This window comes from Shewanella psychrophila (assembly GCF_002005305.1).
GTDB classification, from domain to species: domain Bacteria; phylum Pseudomonadota; class Gammaproteobacteria; order Enterobacterales; family Shewanellaceae; genus Shewanella; species Shewanella psychrophila.
In genome coordinates, this window is the sequence record NZ_CP014782.1 from 3,892,815 (window position 1) to 3,910,202 (window position 17,388).

At 40.9% G+C, this 17,388-nt stretch carries 14 protein-coding genes and 3 pseudogenes; 11 read left to right on the top strand and 6 right to left on the bottom strand.

Translation table 11 applies throughout. The features are described 5' to 3' along the window. Positions 1–907 precede the first annotated feature (907 nt). Positions 908–1,459, bottom strand: a complete 552-nt coding sequence (gmhB, locus tag sps_RS16660) for a D-glycero-beta-D-manno-heptose 1,7-bisphosphate 7-phosphatase (protein ID WP_077753545.1) — start codon at positions 1,457–1,459, stop codon at positions 908–910. A gap of 259 nt (positions 1,460–1,718) precedes the next feature. Here gmhB and sps_RS16665 point away from each other — a divergent pair, with 259 nt between their 5' ends. Next, positions 1,719–3,035 (top strand): aminopeptidase P N-terminal domain-containing protein, encoded by a 1,317-nt coding sequence (locus tag sps_RS16665; protein WP_077753546.1) that lies wholly within the window; start codon positions 1,719–1,721, stop codon positions 3,033–3,035. Positions 3,036–3,296: 261 nt separating this feature from the next. Here sps_RS16665 and sps_RS16670 read toward each other — a convergent pair whose 3' ends face one another. After that, positions 3,297–3,797 carry a class I SAM-dependent methyltransferase gene (locus tag sps_RS16670; RefSeq protein WP_077753547.1) on the bottom strand — a complete coding sequence of 167 codons (501 nt, stop codon included), beginning with the start codon at positions 3,795–3,797 and terminating at the stop codon, positions 3,297–3,299. A gap of 87 nt (positions 3,798–3,884) precedes the next feature. Between sps_RS16670 and sps_RS16675 the strand changes: the two genes are divergently transcribed. The 4 genes from sps_RS16675 to sps_RS16690 all read left to right on the top strand — a co-directional run bounded on the left by sps_RS16675 (position 3,885) and on the right by sps_RS16690 (position 10,100). Next, positions 3,885–5,012: an ISAs1 family transposase gene (locus sps_RS16675; protein ID WP_077751231.1), complete on the top strand. Its 1,128-nt coding sequence runs from the start codon at positions 3,885–3,887 to the stop codon at positions 5,010–5,012. Positions 5,013–5,754: 742 nt separating this feature from the next. Further along, positions 5,755–6,183 carry a CesT family type III secretion system chaperone gene (locus tag sps_RS16680; RefSeq protein WP_077753548.1) on the top strand — a complete coding sequence of 143 codons (429 nt, stop codon included), beginning with the start codon at positions 5,755–5,757 and terminating at the stop codon, positions 6,181–6,183. Continuing rightward, positions 6,180–8,750, top strand: coding sequence for a hypothetical protein (locus tag sps_RS16685; RefSeq protein ID WP_077753549.1), 2,571 nt, complete (start codon positions 6,180–6,182; stop codon positions 8,748–8,750). The genes sps_RS16680 and sps_RS16685 overlap by 4 nt, the downstream gene beginning before the upstream one ends. Positions 8,751–8,957: 207 nt before the next feature. Beyond that, positions 8,958–10,100: an IS4 family transposase gene (locus tag sps_RS16690; RefSeq protein WP_077751384.1), complete on the top strand. Its 1,143-nt coding sequence runs from the start codon at positions 8,958–8,960 to the stop codon at positions 10,098–10,100. 108 nt (positions 10,101–10,208) lie between these two features. Here sps_RS16690 and sps_RS16695 read toward each other — a convergent pair whose 3' ends face one another. Together sps_RS16695 and sps_RS16700 are read right to left on the bottom strand one after the other, a co-directional pair. After that, positions 10,209–10,574, bottom strand: coding sequence for a VOC family protein (locus sps_RS16695; RefSeq protein ID WP_077753550.1), 366 nt, complete (start codon positions 10,572–10,574; stop codon positions 10,209–10,211). A 112-nt stretch (positions 10,575–10,686) separates the two neighbouring features. Further along, positions 10,687–11,127 carry a low molecular weight protein tyrosine phosphatase family protein gene (locus tag sps_RS16700; protein WP_237157862.1) on the bottom strand — a complete coding sequence of 147 codons (441 nt, stop codon included), beginning with the start codon at positions 11,125–11,127 and terminating at the stop codon, positions 10,687–10,689. Positions 11,128–11,425: 298 nt separating this feature from the next. Between sps_RS16700 and sps_RS16705 the strand changes: the two are divergent. Further along, positions 11,426–11,593 (top strand): annotated as a pseudogene (locus tag sps_RS16705) (IS4 family transposase); the annotation flags it as partial. A gap of 637 nt (positions 11,594–12,230) precedes the next feature. Here sps_RS16705 and sps_RS16715 read toward each other — a convergent pair. After that, the gene (locus tag sps_RS16715; protein ID WP_077753552.1) at positions 12,231–12,596 is read right to left on the bottom strand and encodes a hypothetical protein; all 366 of its coding nucleotides are present in this window, start codon (positions 12,594–12,596) and stop codon (positions 12,231–12,233) included. Between the two features lie 386 nt (positions 12,597–12,982). On the opposite strand from sps_RS16715, the gene sps_RS16720 reads away from it, so the two are divergent. Then, positions 12,983–13,255: a hypothetical protein gene (locus tag sps_RS16720; RefSeq protein WP_077753553.1), complete on the top strand. Its 273-nt coding sequence runs from the start codon at positions 12,983–12,985 to the stop codon at positions 13,253–13,255. 212 nt (positions 13,256–13,467) lie between these two features. On the opposite strand, the gene sps_RS16725 is transcribed toward sps_RS16720, so the two are convergent. Next, positions 13,468–14,055, bottom strand: a complete 588-nt coding sequence (locus sps_RS16725; RefSeq protein ID WP_077753554.1) for a class I SAM-dependent DNA methyltransferase — start codon at positions 14,053–14,055, stop codon at positions 13,468–13,470. Between the two features lie 169 nt (positions 14,056–14,224). On the opposite strand from sps_RS16725, the pseudogene sps_RS16730 reads away from it, so the two are divergent. The 4 genes and pseudogenes from sps_RS16730 to sps_RS16740 form a co-directional block, all read left to right on the top strand. Then, positions 14,225–14,467 (top strand): annotated as a pseudogene (locus tag sps_RS16730) (IS110 family transposase); the annotation flags it as partial. Positions 14,468–15,223: 756 nt separating this feature from the next. Next, positions 15,224–15,412 (top strand): annotated as a pseudogene (locus sps_RS29075) (phage integrase N-terminal SAM-like domain-containing protein); the annotation flags it as partial. Then, a complete protein-coding gene (locus tag sps_RS16735; protein ID WP_237158126.1) occupies positions 15,404–16,039 on the top strand; it encodes a tyrosine-type recombinase/integrase in 636 nt (211 codons plus the stop codon). The pseudogene sps_RS29075 and the gene sps_RS16735, both read left to right, overlap by 9 nt. Next, complete coding sequence (locus sps_RS16740; RefSeq protein WP_077753555.1) at positions 16,036–17,148, top strand: IS91 family transposase; 1,113 nt, start codon at positions 16,036–16,038, stop codon at positions 17,146–17,148. The genes sps_RS16735 and sps_RS16740 overlap by 4 nt, the downstream gene beginning before the upstream one ends. The last annotated feature ends 240 nt before the right edge of the window (positions 17,149–17,388 follow it).

A 17,388-nucleotide genomic window follows, 5' to 3' on the forward strand; every position in this document is an offset into this window, starting at 1 on the left:
TAGGAAGTATTGGATAGGTTAATTATTTAAATAGAATCAATCAAACAAGCAGAATACAAAACAGTTTCAAATAACATCCACATCGATAAAGTAAAGAGACTAAGGTCACATTTTAAATTAGTTGAACCACTCATAGTTAATGCTTAGTTACTAAATTGATACGCGTGAACAACACAAGGCTTTGGTAATTAGTTTTTCCGATTAGCAGTAATCGGCCACACCGATTAAGCGAAAAGTGATAATAACCAGGGAAAATGCAGAGGCACAAACAGAAACACAACAACCCATAGCGTTTGTACACAACCAGCCACACAGGAAGATCCACTTACGCAACATCCATCGATAAACAACAGAAAAACCACTCTTAAAATTTACATGAAGGCAGGCTAATGATTATCCAATCAAAAGGTGAACGCACTATATCTTGTTGATAATTTAAAACTCTGAGACGCTTATAACAACCAGAATACGACACTTTAATATAACCTACTGATTTACCCACTAATATAGATAAATATATAAATGTTAAATAACCAAACCCAATAATGGTTATTTAACTGAATAATTAATATTTAACTAATAAACCACACAAGGTATAAAATAAACAAATAACCTTAATCACTACGAGTAATGAAAGGCTTTTATCATCATTTACTCAATATGAGAATAACTAGACTAGCGTCTAAATTAATATATTTGATATCAGAATGGGCGTGTTCATAAAACAACCAACATGCATGAAATGCCACTCGGTATAAATGTAGGTTACTTTATACATTTTAAGAATCAGATAAGTACAGAGTAAGAGGTGGGCTAATAATACAGAGGTATAGCGATTTTGTTTATTAAAAGCCCAGTAGCTAGCTATAAAGGGTAACAGCTAGATCCACTTTCTATAGAAGGAAAATTAAAGGCTCTTAAGATAGCCAGGCACTTGAGCAATGGAATCGAGTACCACGCTTGCGGCGGCTATAGCTTCATCTGTTACCGACTTTCCGGTGCGGACCAATATGCGGGTGGGGATACCCGCTGCTTGAGCCGCCAACATGTCATCTCGCTTGTCTCCCACCATGACTGACTGGCTGAGATCGATTTTAAGAAACTTGGCTGCGGTCAACATCATGCCAGGTTTCGGTTTGCGACAATCGCAATCTTGCTTGTAATCACCTACGCCCTTCTCTGCATGATGGGGGCAATAATAGATGCCATCGAGCTCGACGCCTTTATCGACAAAATTCCAATCCATCCATTCTGTTAGGGTATGAAACTGATCTTCACTATACATACCACGCGCAATACCAGATTGGTTGGTTACCACCGCCAGCTTATATCCCATCTCTTTAAGAGAACGGCACGCATCGAATACGCCTTCAACGTACTCGAAATCATCAACCTGATGCACATAACCATGGTCTATATTGATCACACCGTCTCTGTCTAAAAAAACTGCTGGGCTCACGTGTTTAACTCCTAAGTCTGATTACTGACATTATCCCATCCATTGAAGCAGATTGCACCGCGAAGTTATCGATTTATCTTAAGAACATTTAAAATGAATAAAATATACAAACGTGATAGCTTTAGCATTATGTCGATACTCGGGAACAGCCCCATAAAACTCAAAATACACGGCTGACTCAAGTAACCACCAATGACGGTTAAATGTGAGCTTATCGCAAGCCTAATTCACATAAACACCAATGAAGAGAGCCAGTATAATGCCCTGTGATCTATACCAAACAAGAAGAAAAGCCCTGTTTGAACAACTCCCCAAAGGCAGTTTTGTCATCCTTGCCGGCTATCAGCAGAAAGTTCGTAGTAAGAACATCAAGTACCATTTCAGACAAGACAACGACTTTCTATACCTAACAGGCTTCAATGAACCCGATGCAGTGGCCCTACTCCGCACCGATAAGAGTAAAGCTTCAGGCTTTACATACAGCTTATTTTGCCGCCCTAAGGATAAGGCTCAGGAAGTGAGTTTCGGCGAGCGCGCCGGTATCGATGGAGCCATAACAGATTTCAACGCCGACGAAGCTTATGATATTGCTGAGCTTGAGCCCGTACTTCTATCGCAACTTGCATCGCAGCAACACATTTTTATTGGCGATGAGCTTGGCCGCTTCTCGGGTCGGGTCATAGATTGGATGAATCATCAACGTAACACCGCCTCATTCGATACCATCAAGCATCATCTCAGCCTGACACCTTTGGCCAAAATCATTCATCCAATGAGAGTAATAAAAAGCCTAGACGAGATCACTAAGATCAAGGCCGCAGTCAAAGCTTCTACCGACGGTCACAAAGCCGTCATACAAGCCTGTAAACCTGGGATTAACGAAGCTGAACTCGCCGCCACCTTCAATTTCATTGTCGCTAAACATGGCGCTACCGATGTGGCCTACCCCAATATTGTCGCCTCGGGCAACAATGCCTGCTGCCTGCATTATGAAGAAAACTGTTGCACAGTCGAAGATGGACAAATATTGCTTATCGATGCGGGGGCCGAACTCGATCACTATGCATCGGATATCACTCGCAGTTACCCGGTCAACGGCAAGTTCACCGCCGAACAAAAAGCCATCTATCAGCTGGTATTAAGCGCTTTAGATGCCGCCATTGAGAGAGTAAAGCCTGGTGCGAGCTGGAATAGCCTCCATGAAACCTGCATGGAAGTGATGGCTAAAGGCCTGTTGGAGCTTGGATTATTGAATGGCAACATAGATGACATCATGGAAAATGAAACCTATAAGCGTTTCACAGTACATAAAACCGGCCACTGGCTTGGCATGGACGTCCATGACGTAGGGCCCTATCACGATGCTGATGGTTATTGGCGCAAGCTTGAAACTGGAATGACGTTTACCATAGAACCTGGGATCTATATTCCACTATCAGCAACTGATGTACCTGCAGCGTACCGAGGCATGGGCATACGTATCGAAGATGACATTCTTGTGACGCAAACAGGACGTGAAAATCTATCAGCGGGCGTGCCACGAACAATCACAGACATCGAAGCAATCATGTCGTGAGCACATGGATGTGAAAGAACCACTTTTAGCACAAACACTTCTGTGACACGGCGCCCTATCTTTTAAATGAATGGGTGCCTATAGCCTCTACGACATTATCACTGATGTCGAAGGTCACAACCGCGTTCACACCTGTTCTTGTTTCGAGAAAGTTGCTTCTTCGATTTTAGTTTTACTGATTAGTCATTCGCTTCTGGTCATAACCGAGAAACACTCGGCAAACTGCAATGCCGAGTGTAATAAATTGTGTTGATGCATTCGTTATATTTTTTTACCAGAAAACAAAGCTACACAGCCTACCACTTCAACTTTTACATCGACAAAATGTTCATTGAGTGACTTTCTCAGGGTATCAAGATCATCATTTTGATTACTAAATATTCCTTTTTTATTATAAATTCCCATTAACTTTTTAGCGAAAAAATTCTTGTCTGTGCCTTGGCCTAAAATGGTACTGCCAAACAAGACCCCGTCATGATTCATAAGGCTTTTCAAATGTTGAAAGGTCACTCCTTTTTGAGATATGTCACCAGGTAAACAATGAAGTAAATAGTTAACGCTAATGGAGTCAAATTTTTCAATATCTAATTCCAATGGTTCTAGCACATCCCCACAGTAAATTTCAGGCTTAAAACCATTAATTGCTTTTGACGCTGTATCGAGACTATTTTCATTTAAATCCAACAAAGCAATGCGCTTTGTTGTTTCAGGTAAAAAATTCTTGAGATAATATCCAGAGCCAACCCCAACATCCAGGGTCAGATCGTGAACGTTATTTGAGCCGTTTCAGCAAAATATTGACCTGATCAAGTGCTTGTGATCTTATACTCCTTTTTAAGGAGTCTCATTATGTATATTGAATCATTCAAAGAGCATTTTGGCGCGATTGACGACCACCGCCAAAGTGCAAAAATCACCTATCCATTGTTCGATATATTGTTCGGTTCTCTTTGCGCTGTTATTGCAGGTTCGAATGGTTGGTTCGATATCCGAGAATACATTCTTGGTCACCACCATTGGTTCAAAACGCAAAAAATGTTTACAGGCGGGATCCCTACTGACGATACAATTGCTAGAACAATTTCTGTGATTAATCCTGATAGTTTTAACGAGTGTTTTCTAGCATGGATGCAATCGGTTCACCAGCTAACTAATGGGGAAGTCATTGCGATTGATGGAAAAACGCTACGCGGCTCATATAATCGTGATGACCGAAACAGCACTATTCATATGATAAGTGCTTATGCTTCAGCAAATAAGCTGGTACTTGGTCAATTAAAATCAGACCAAAAAAGTAATGAAATTACGGCAATCCCAGAGCTTTTAAAAATGCTAGATCTACGCGGAGCGCTAGTGACAATCGATGCTATGGGCTGTCAAACGGCTATTGCTAAAGCGATCATCGACAAAGGTGGTGATTACCTACTGGCTGTAAAAAGCAATCAAGGCCACTTAGCTAAAGCGGTAAATCAAGCTTTTAGTCAGCATCGTTCAGCAGGCTTAAGTAATGATGATTTCAATATAGAAACAGGCCATGGCCGTATTGAAAATCGAACGTGCTATGTTTTAAATTCGGCTGAACTCGAAGGTGATTTCTCACGCTGGGAAGCACTCAAATGCATTGTTATGGTTGAAAGTTTTAGGGCGGTTAAAGGTAAGGCGATAAGCCTTGAATATCGTTACTATATTAGTTCGAAAGAGTTATCAGCAGAGCAAGCCTTAAGTGCTACTCGTGAACATTGGGGTATCGAGTCAATGCACTGGGTCTTGGATGTCAACATGAACGAAGATACATGCCAGATATACAAAAATAACGGCGCTGAAAATCTAGCTTACTTGAGGCATATGGCTCTCAACATGCTTAGAAAAGAACCGACCAAACTCAGCATCGTTGGTAAACAAAAGCGCTGCTTAATGAATCCTCAACATCTAGAGAAAGTTTTACTCGCTGGATTATGTAGCTCGACTAAAAAATAAACACTCATGCGGTCGCCCTGCCCCAACATCTAAATGATTAGATGATACTAGTTTTGAAAATTGATCACTAATCAATCGAGTTGGACATTTCCAAAAGTAATGATTTGATACACCCAAAACCCAGAAATCGTATATTGAGAGTACATTCTTTGAGTAAACAGCTTGTCCAGCGATTGTAGCTTCTTTATTCATTTTAATTTCATATAGTACAGATTATTAGGCCTTAATTTATACCAAAAAATGAAGAAGGCAAATCTTACCAGAGATAAAAATAGCAATATCTAAACTCATGCCACCCATTGCTAATCTCCCCCTGCTAAATGTAATATCTTAGCTTCAATCCAACCATGCCCAAACAAACAATACCCCTCTTAAAAATCAATAACTAACAAAATACCGACTGGTCTAATTTTTCTACTACAGCCATGGTAGAAAGCTGTGTTTTCAACACTTATTTGAATACTTCGTGGTCTGGGCATACCAAGCTCCGACAGTAAGTAGCAATCAAAACTTAGTTGGAGAGGAAAAGTTTAACCATTAGCCTTGAACAACTTGACTCAACTACAAAAAAATCCGCTCAAAAACAATGATGTACAAAGAAGCAGTATGGCTTTAGTTTCAAATTTTATTAGTGGTCCAATCACTTTCTAAAAAGTGTCGCTTTTTTTTGATATATCTAATCTTCCAGCTCTATTATCGTTACCTTTATTGACCAATAATCAACAGTTAACAGAGGGATCGTATGGATAGCAAAATTGAAGAGTGGTTAAAAGATATCAACCCTGATTTTTCTATAAATGATGGTGTCTGTAACATCATACAAAAAGATTTAAACATTGAGTTTAGTTTATATTTTGTAAGTGAAAATCATCAATTAACTGTAATAGGCCCATTTCATAATATCAACGATGGTCATTTCAAAGTGTTGCTGGAGCGAGCGTTAATTGATAACGCAAATGCGAAAAAGATGGAAGGTTGTTGGATAAGTTTAATTGACAACAATCTTGTTTTATCCCATTCCAGGGATATGAGTTCTTTAGATCAGATTGGCTTCACTAATTTGATGAATCATTTTGCTTCAAAAATTGACCTGCTAAAAAAAGATTACAGCTCACAAAATCAAGTAGGTGAGACCATTAATTTGCATACTTTAATAGGTACATTGGCATGAAAGTAACGTCGAATAATATGGTGACAAATGTTAATAACAGTACCAATACTGATATTAACTCAGCGTCATTCACCGCTTCTGGAAATCAAATAGGATCATTATCCCAGAATGCTGTAAACAAAGATTTGAAAAACTTGGCTTCAGATTTAAATCTCAAGTTTTCAGCGGCCGAGGTTCCAGTAAGAGATAATTCGGTGCCAATAATGAACGGTACCGCATTAACACCAGAGAACATAAAAGATATACGGCATCAATGGGAGCAATTATTGGTGTCGCATAAGCTCGACACAAGCAAATTTGAAGATCACCACTTAAGTAATTTTACCCATGGTCAGTTCACCAATATGCCCAGTTATGATCACACTGGGCCGAACACGGTGATCAAGTCCTCCAACTTGTTTGAAAAATATCAAATTGACATTAAGGATCAGCTTCAAATTCCTCAAACTGACGACACATCAGGGATAGGAAAGCTCTTCAACTTCCTGAGAGATGCTGACCGGACATACACGGGACTGCGTCTCGACAAGTCTGGCACGACAGTAAAAATTGTTCACTATGGTACAGATGAATATCCTGCATTGAGAACATCAGAAGAGAAGCTGATGGAACCAGCGCTATCGGACACTTTTCTGAAATTTAATCAACAAGAGAAAGCTGATTTTTTTCGCTTAGGATCTTTCCTCAAGACGCTTGAAAAAATCGGTATCAATGCAGAAACCACGGATCAGGAAGTGGTCAAAAAACTGCAAAACTACACTAATACAGGCTCGCATTTTGAGTACCCCAATGCCCCATCAGACATCAATACACGCCTGAAAAACAAAGAGACTAGGCTCTTAGCCGATGAAAAAATTCTGGTTACGCACAAAGGCATTTCGTTAGCTTTTGACACTCAAAAACCAATGAATCTGAAGCAAGATTTAATGAGTGAAAAGTACAGTATCAATAACTTTGATACTGTCGACGACTCTGAATTACTCACCAAGCAACATCAACAGGAAGTTGAGAAATTTTGTGAAAAGCTTCTAAACAGCGAAGGCCGAATTTTAATGACTGGATACGCTATTGCTGGGTTTGGTGATCTCGTGAACTTCCAGATGCTCTATAAGACAATTACGTCCAAGCATCCTGAGTTAAAAGAGCGTATCGACGCTTATGCGCATTTTTACCGGTACTCTATTGCCAACAGCACACTAGACAAGTTGCTCGATAAGGACATTAAAGTTATTACGCACCATAACGCTAATCGCCAATGGGATCCCAATTACAGCTATCAGTTGGTCTCGGAAATAGCCAAAGACCACAAAGCAAAATTTGAAATTCAATATAATGTGGGCTCTGTTTTCCAATCCGTATCCAAAGACGAAAACGTGTTAAGAGTAGGCGAAATTGGAGGAATGGCTGGAGTGAGCATGGTGGATGATGCTTACTTCACCGGTTTATCTCGCGGCGCTATAGGTTTTGGCATTCCCAATGCTAACGTGGATGCTAACCAGCAGGAAATCAAAGATGTACTCTCGGGTATTATCCAGCATACTCTCGGCCAAACACAAACCCCCTCCAATGACGCCTCATTTGATTCAATTATCAAAGAGCGTTTCGCTTTGATGATGGCTCGTGAAAATTCCCAGGTGATTAACCAGCGACAGTTTTACCGTTACGATGACGTCCATGAAGGTCAGAATTTAAGCGTAGGGAAGCGGGTTTTGGCTGATATTCTTAAAGCAATGACAGAGCAAGCGAACGTCGACATACCCATCATTTTAGCAACAGGAAAAATCGAAGCGTTATCGGAGCAGGCAAGTGAAGCAGGTCTGGAGCTCACACCAAAAGCAAGCTTTAACGTGAGTGGGAGTGACTACAAACAATTCCATTTAAAAACACAGTCCGGAAAGGAAGCTGTGATCGTTCAAGGTTTTTTCAACAACACTCTCGTCAACGCCATTATGAAACATGCAGATATCCCATCAGTATATTCCGGTGAAGGGTCTATGAACGAAGGACTGTCATTTGGGGGCAAAGGCTTCATGATCCCGTTTTACGACTATCAGGTGACTACACTCATCGAATCGGCTGGCATCGCTAATAAGCTCGAGTTAGATACCTTTAGTATGCAATTAGAGGGAAACGACCTGGGCTTTCGGTACGATCCAAACAAAGTGGTTCAACTTATATCTGACAACCAGCCCCTGTATGATTCCTGTGAAAAATACGATTTACTGAAACTGAAAGTGGGAGAACAATCCCCGCAAATGTACCTAGTGACAGGTAAATCAGATAAAGGAATGCATATTAAGAAACTGGATAAAACAGAGATTGATTTTCAGATCACCCGTCCTCTTGAGCAGGACTCAAAACCAGAACTCCAGACTTCACAGGCTAACGCTACCATTTATAAATTAGAAGACTGGGCAAAAGAGTGGGCAAAACTGATTTATGATAGAAACTCTTCACAGCTCGATCTGAATAAGCTTGGTCAGCAAACTCCAGCCATGCTTCAAGAGGAAAAACAAAAGCGAGCAAATTGGTTCGATCTCTTTAATTTAAAAACCTCAATAAACTAGTTTATAAGATAACCATTACTGTTTACTGGCCAGAGTGTAATTTGAGCATGCACTCTGGGAAACCAAAGAATGGTCATCATTACCTGTATCAGAAAGCCTGTATCAAAAAGCCAGTTGTCATCTTAAGCATCCCCTCATAATAACCAGAGGCAGCAAGGCTTCCAGAGTATAATAAGCCAAATCACTCTATGTTCTAAAATTTATAACATGATAAATAAAGCCCTTATTCATAATCACATCGATGAACTCTTTGGCCATGACATGCATGCTAAAAGGGTCACCTCACTTGCTAATGCCGCTCACGGAGTGATTGAAAAGGGGTCACTCGCTATTCATGCCATTGGCGCTGGCTTAGCCCAAGCCAATAAACTTAAGCGTAAGTCTGCTATTAAACAAGTAGACCGATTACTCAGTAATACAAAGTTAAACGTCTGGCAATTACTGGACTCCTGGGGGCCTTATATTATCGGTGCACGCAAAGAGATAGTGGTCTCTCTCGATTGGACTGAATTTGATTCAGACGACCATTCAACCATCGTACTGAGTATGCAAACAACCCATGGACGTAACACGCCACTGCTATGGAAAACCCATCGTAAACATGCTTTAAAAGGTAATAGAAACAACCATGAAGATGAGTTGTTGGTTAAGTTAAGGTCGATCGTTGCAGAGGATGTTAAAGTGACAATTGTTGCTGATAGAGGCTTTAGTGATACGGCACTATTTAACTTCATTGAACATGAGCTGGGTTTTGACTTCATCATTAGAATTAAGGCTAATATCAAAGTCACCGATGCGGTAGGAGAGCTGTTTCCAGTAAAGGACTGGCTATTACCCAGCGGCATAACAAGAACCCTTAAGGACGTTCAAATAACGGGTAATAAGCAAGCAGTCGCTCGGGTCATTTGCACCAAGAAAAAAGGCATGAAAGAAGCTTGGTATTTAGCATCAAGTCGACGTGACCTAGTGAGTAGCAAGATGTTGACTTTATATGGGAAACGTTGGGGGATAGAGACGACTTTTCGTGACATTAAAGACTATCGTTTTGGCATGGGGATGAGTGCCACCTACACGCGTTCCCCGGTACGTAGAGACCGGTTGTTTTTGCTAAGCGCCTTGGCGATAGGCTTGCTGACGCTACTAGGAAAAGCGGGCGAGGATGCTGACTTGGAAAAGACAATAAAGGCAAATACCAGTAAAACTCGCTCATACTCTCTGTTTCGCCAAGGTTGTATTTACTATGAACTGTTACCCACGATGCGAGAAGAGTGGGCAGAACCTCTAATGGATAATTTTTATCGTTACCTTAAAAACCAGCCTATTTACCGTTCAATTTTCGGGATTATTTAAAATTGAAAAATGAGGGGATCTCTAAGAGTTGTCATACTAAATTCAATGATTAGAGATAGTGCATGTGGAACCCAAAATTGAATTAGCTCTTAAGGTTTGACACCATAGTCACTTGTTAGGTGAAAATTCCATTAGTTCATTTACGATCCCTGATGGGTCTTTAAAAGCTGCATAGCGACCCCACCTATTTTCATTAGGTGATTTATGTACAAAAACAACACCTTTTGATTTTAACTCGTTAATTTTTTCATCCAAATTACTAACAGTAAGCACCAATGATGAATTTGAATTATATCCGTGCTCATAGTTTGTTGCTTCCATTGTTCCTTGAAACATGAACACATTATGTGAGCCACTTTTAAGCTTTAAACTGTCTTCGTGTTCCTCAACAATATTTAGACCAAGAATATCAACATAGAAATATCTCGAAACAATGAGGTTGTGAACGACTAATAAAGTTGATGGATTCTCCATAGAGGCTTAATTTCCTTTTCACCTAACGCTGACGTATGGGGATTTTAGGTACGTTTTGGCCGAAACGACCTGCGACTAAAATTCCTTATGACGTACTTGTTAGGGCAGACATCTAGGCAATACCTAGGTAGCTACCCACTGATTGTTTCATTATTTCTACGAGTTCTTTATCCATGTATTGATATTCATCAGGAATATCTAATACTTGAATATCTTTATAATCAAGTATTCTTGTAAACTCAGCCTTAAGACGGCTTTTATGTTTTTCTTCCATCACAAATATAATGTCAGCCCACTGAATGTCTTTGGCATTCACTGTTCTCTTTGCACGTGGGCTTGTACCAGCCGATCTAACATTTAGCTCGGGATTTTTTCTCCAAACCTGCTCACCAGTTGGGCTTCGCCATTGATTTCGGCTACATATAAAGAGGATATTTTTCACTTTATGTTCCTCAAGAGGCATTTCATCATCTAGTTTTTGTCTCAATGTTCTTGGTGGGTAGTCAATCCCCAATTGTTTTGCTCGCTTTAGTTTTTCAGAGCTAATATACATCACTTCCAGTTATTTTCTGGAACAAATTGCTTCTCAATATAACCTTCTTCTTTGATCTTTCTGCATTTTTTCTTTGCCTGTCTCCAAGCTTTATTTCGATTGTTGTCCATTTTAATTCCTCAACAAATTATCGGGTTCAGCAGCCGCTGATAATACGATGAGTTTAAATTTGGAGCTTAAAGTTCCTAACGCCTCATTCTAGGGAATCTCTAGATAATTTCTTTTTTTCAAAAGCTAGACACATATGATGCGATTTGATCTAATCAATTTCGCCAAAAACAAACCAGATAACAACACCATGCGCGATATTAAGATACTACATCAATCACTTGCAAATCAATGCACTCAAATTCACAAGAAACGTCTTAATTCTCTTATGGTTGCAACTGAATCCCTACTCGATGGTAATCAACTATCGCTGACTCAGTTAGACCGCAACATTCAAGGTAAAGTGAGGGCTAAGCACTTAGGCTAGGGAAGGAAGTTAGAAAGCGGAAAAACAACAAGATCACAGAGCAACATTTGCATCGGACAATGGTAATAAACTAAGAAAGTTCACTGTGCTGGAATGCATCAATTATGAGGGCCCACCAGCGTCCAGATAATGGACCATAACACTCAGTGCGTAGGTCCAGCCGCGTTTCTCGTAGTGATAATTCATTGACTTGGTAGTTAAGTGTTTTGTGCCGTTTTGCCAATGAGTTCCAATCGTCTTCGTTACGCAGATAAACTAATAGCGAAAGATGCTCCATTTTATTTGGATACGGAACGGCTATCATACCCTCTGTATAGCAACGATTATTTTGAGTAGTTAGAGATAATATTAGTTAGCACAACGTTCGCAATTTCCTTCGCTTGACTCCCCATCGAAGATCAAACCTGCAACCAAGTCTTCTCCGTCAGGAGCTTACTCTAAGAAAGTAGCTATAAAGGGTGGAGCAAGCTCACCAAAAAGTCCATTCTGGGCATATTGCATTAACTTTTTATAGTACTCTGTTCTATTAGACACTAGCACTCTGCTAATAAGTAAACCAAGTGCTGGCGAGCGATTTTCGCAGCAAAAGGCATGGACAGCCTTGATGAAGGCTGAATTCAGCAGCTTGTTATACGCACCTCTCGTATTGAATAGACTGATAGTGACTTACTTTACCATTTACCAATACTTCAACAACGCAATAAAAACTGTCGTGGGAGGGGGCATAGATTGTTGCATAAACAACCTTGTTAGATGGAAGCTTAAACCGTCCTACTGACTGTGCCCTTGCCGCTTTATAAGATGCTCCACCTTGTACTAAAATTGGTTTAAGCAAATACCTTTTGCCGTATCTAATTTCGTCAGGTTCTAATCCAAAATCAAATTTTAATAATTGAAATAGAAAAAAACCTAACATCAAAACAAAGACCACGAGTATCAACGTCAAGCGAACTTTTGTTTTAGTTTTTAACCTTACTCTATATGGCTGATTCATAAAGCGTATAACGCCTCACTTAGGAACAAATACCGCAGGCTAAAATTCAGGGACACAGCGACTGGAAGCCTGCGAGTATTTGCCCCAGAGTGTGCTTCGCGCGGCCTATCCTTATTTGTTAGGTTTTTCTGCAAGTTTAAGTTGATGAACTAAAGTCATAAACACAAATAAAGTCATAAACTGGGCTACAGAATATGCATGTGGTACGCCGAACTCAAACAAGATAGGGCCTAATATCTTAAAATGAAAGACTATCATCGGAATAAAGCCAATTAGGGAGTACTTTATGTTCATAGAGTGCTTTAATCTTTCTTTGCAACATGGGCATGTCTTTATCCTGCCAAAAGAAAAATTCACTTTTGAAAAATACTTGATGGTTCCATTGCATGATGGACAATACATACTACTTCCTTGTGACGCCTAACACCGCCAACAATCATGGAGTTGTCACCGCGATTGCTGCGACCATTGCAAGAAACGCGACAGCTGACGGAGTCGGCTTGCTTAGCCTCGAATATGTGGCATACATACGCCTAGGCTTGAACATAGCTAATGCTGAAACCACCATACCAAAAACTAACATAAAAGTAGTTAAATTTGGAGTCCGATCCCGAACAGAAAAATACTCACTCAGCCATGCAGGAAAGAAAAATGAGTAAGGAAGATAAAGCACAATAAAAATAATCCATGCAATATACTCTCAAACTATTGTCCCTCTGATATTCTTTCGGGCAGCAATGTTTACTCTAGTAATATAAAAACATAGATTATGATGCCAAATGTGAAAAGTAAAATATCGCCTCCTTTTGACACACAACGCCACTGTCAACTGTCGGAGTCGGCAGTTGCTGGAGATCAGAATAGACGCCTGTTATGCATTGCTTGCAACTCCCATTAACACTTGCATTGTGCCTTTTTCACTTGTTAGCGAAAACTCTTCTGCAACACGTATCAGTGAAAGACCTACATTTGAATAGGCATTTGTAATTATTTCATTGGTAAAACCAAAATCATCATCCTCATGACTTCGCTTCCAATCCCACTGGATAAATATACCGCCTTCCTTTAAAAGAAGCTTAAGGTCGGATAATATTTTCTCGTAATCAGGAACAAAAGCACAAACAGATGACGCAACAATTAAATCAAAACCAGGCTTAAAAATAGGATTCTCATTGATCGAGTTTCTTGAAATTTCCCATGATAGTGAATTTACATTATGGATATTCTTATTCTTTAACACTTCAATCATTTTTGGTGATGAATCTATAGCAACTACTGAAGATGCTACACGAGCTATTTTTTCTGTTAGTTGTCCAGTTCCACAGCCAAAGTCTAAAACATTTAAACCTTCTAGACTTATAAATTCACACAGTGAATCAAAAGCTATTTTTGAATACTCGATTACATCGGAATTTGAATCCCAACCATCAGCGTAATCATCCCAACTATCACTCATCATATTTTCCTATTCTTGAAACCGTTCACAACTGCATAGACATAATGACTCCCCGCGAGGTGCTAGCCTCCAAGTTCGTGGGTTAGTCCAAAATAGTTAAATTGTCCACCAGAGCCATACTGTATTTGTGACCATACAATATTACAAAGGAGGCTAGCATGGAAAACATAGCATAATTTTTATTGGTTTAGACACTCATAAAGAGTTTATTGAAATTGCCTATGCTGAAGATGGACGAGAGCATAGCCCTGTACACCTAGGCAGAGTTCCCAGCAACAAGGCTCAACTGCGTAAACTTGCTCGACAATTCGAGTCTAAATACCCTCAAGCAACACTACACTTTGTCTATGAAGCGGGGCCTTGTGGCTACTGGGCCTATCGATTTTTAACTAACTTAGAGCACCTCTGTGATGTCGCTATCAAAGGCTAATACAACGAGGTAAGCACTACAATGTTATCGTCACAGCCATAGCAAGAGAGATGATCGCATTTATCTGGGCAATATCCAGAGAGGTCATGCTCAGTCCAGTAGATCCCAAACAGAGAATCGCAAGGATGCCAGCATGAGCTAGATCTTGATAGCAGTGATAAAAGAGTTATCACAAGTTTAGAGTTAATGCATCGGGTCAAGCATCGGAAATAGTACAAATACCGACGGCGTTAGGCTGGCCACTTTTGCGAGAAAGTAGCTCCTCGTTCATAGACTGAAGTTAGGTACCACGTCGAAAAAAGTAAGGTTGGCGCTGCACACCTTAGGGTGAGTAATCCACTGATATCAGTATGAAAACCGACGAATATACTTGCTTCATCTGGTGTATTAACTCATCTAACTATGAGTAATGGTGCTAAATAAAATGGCAGGGATCGGTATGTTTAACTTGACGTGGGGAGTCATACCAACGCCTCGTTAAGAAACAAATAATTGTTGGCTAAAATAAGCGACGCAGGAGCAAAAGCCAACTGTTATTTGTCCTGCTTGAACGATTTGTTGAACGAAGCCGCTGTGCGGCAGAAGAGATAACAAGCCTCTTTGCTCTACCATCCTAAATACTTTCTAGAGGCGATCAATTTTGATCGCTAACCTAGGAGTATTGTCATGAACACACCTGAACAGCAACGCTTTGATTCTCTTTATGAACAACATCTTACCAACTAAACACTACAAGGCAAGCGACCTGCAACTATCGATGCTTATAGCCGTGCGGTACGGCGCATTGCCGCCTTCTTTGACCGCTGCCCTGACAACCTTTCAACCGATGATCTGAAACGTTACTTTGCTCAGCTGATTGAGTCACACTCATGGAGCACCGTTAAGCTCGACCGTAACGGTTTGCAGTTTTTCTATCGATATGTGCTTAACCAAAACTGGGAGTGGCTCAACATCGTTAAGCCACCACAGGTCAACCGACTGCCCGATATCCTAACCCCAACTGAAGTAGCCATCGTTATAAGTCTCACACATAAGTTGCGATATCAGGTCTTTTTTCTGACCATATACAGTATGGGTTTGCGCCTCGGTGAGGCCATTTCATTGCAAGTAGGTGATGTGGATTCACAGATAATGCAGGTACATATTCGTAATGCTAAAGGCGGTAAGGACAGGTTAATCCCTCTACCACAACGCACCTTACTAGCTTTGAGATATTACTGGCAAACTCATCGTCATCCACGCCTAATGTTTCCTGGTAAAGACGGTAAACCGGATTCGATGATAGATAAAGGGGGTATTCAGAAGGCGCTTAAACGAGTCATTGCTGAGTGCAACATTCATAAATCAATCAGCCCACACAACTTACGCCACAGCTATGCCACGCACCTGCTGGAACAAGGGCTGGATTTACGCTCCGTTCAGAGTTTACTTGGCCACAACAGCCTTAATACCACCGCCAGATATACACGCCTTACTCAAATTACTCGTAAAAATACGGTCGAGGCGATTAATCAGCTGACTGATGATTTAGCCCTGAAGTGGGAGTGTAATGTATGACGTTCATCGACATTTTACGTGACCACCTTGATGAGTTTAATCAGGCTTTTGATCAACAAATCACAACCACGATGCGGCAAGCCATTTTCGCCATGCTCAGTTGTCGTACCCATACTGAGCGAACCAGTCAGTGGGCGTGTCAGAGTTGTACTCATACTGCTGACTTCCCCCTCTCTTGTGGTCATCGAAGTTGCCCACAATGCCAACATAACACCACGGAAGGTTGGCTTAATAAACAGCAGGCTAAACTGCTTCCCGTCGAATACTATATGGTCACTTTTACGCTGCCTTTTGAGCTACGTGTCATTGCTAAACACAAGCCAGAGTCGATGTATCAAGCCATGTTTTCAGTTGCTGCCAGCGTGCTAAAAGAGTTCGCCAAAAACTCAAAACAACTAGGTGGAGAGATTGGTTTTACAGGTGTACTGCATACCCACAGTCGGCGGCGTGACTTTCATCCTCATATTCACTTCATCATCCCAGCAGGCAGCTTCGATAAGGACAAAAAACAGTGGCAAAAAGGCAAAGGTAAATACCTGTTTAACAGTTTTAACCTCGCCAAAGTATGGAGAGCACGATTGCTGGAAAAGCTAACCGGTGAGCTGAATGGCAAGCTTCCTGAAGCCAGCCCAAAGAAGTGGGTTGTTGACTGCCAACACGTTGGCAAAGGGCTTCCAGCGCTTAAATACCTGTCGCGCTATCTTTATCGTGGGGTGTTACCTGATAACAACATCATCAGCGATATCGATGGCCAAGTCAGTTTTGAGTATCAAGATAGCCAAACAAAAACGACCAAAGTACGCACCTTACCAGCGGCTAAGTTTCTGTACTTGGTATTACAACATGTGTTGCCAAGGGGGTTGCGGCGAGTTCGAGACTACGGGTTACTCAGAGGAAGTGCTGCCAAGCTGCGGCAACGCATACGCTTGATGCTGGCTGTTGCAGGAACGGTATTTGAGCCGCTCAAAAAAGCCACCAAAACCAAAGCCATACGACCTTGCCTCTGCTGCAAACAGCCGATGAAATTTATGGGAGTACATGGGAATAAGCATGCACGACCGACAAGCTTTATCATGCAGGAAACAAGGGAACCTAACGCCACTGTTTAAGTGGAAGACAGATAAAGTTAAGGCTTAAGGTACAGAGCAAGTCACAAATGAGGAGGTGTTAAGATATTAATATTATTAAGCAATTCAATTAGCTAGCAATGCTAAGGGATCGCTGTGACTAGTTAAAAGTGTCACTTAAGATAATCCACCAAAACCAGAGTGAACTCTCGCGCCACTATTTACTATATAAAGGTATCACTCAGACTTGTTCAACACTTGGGATAAGGACGCGGCTGCGCG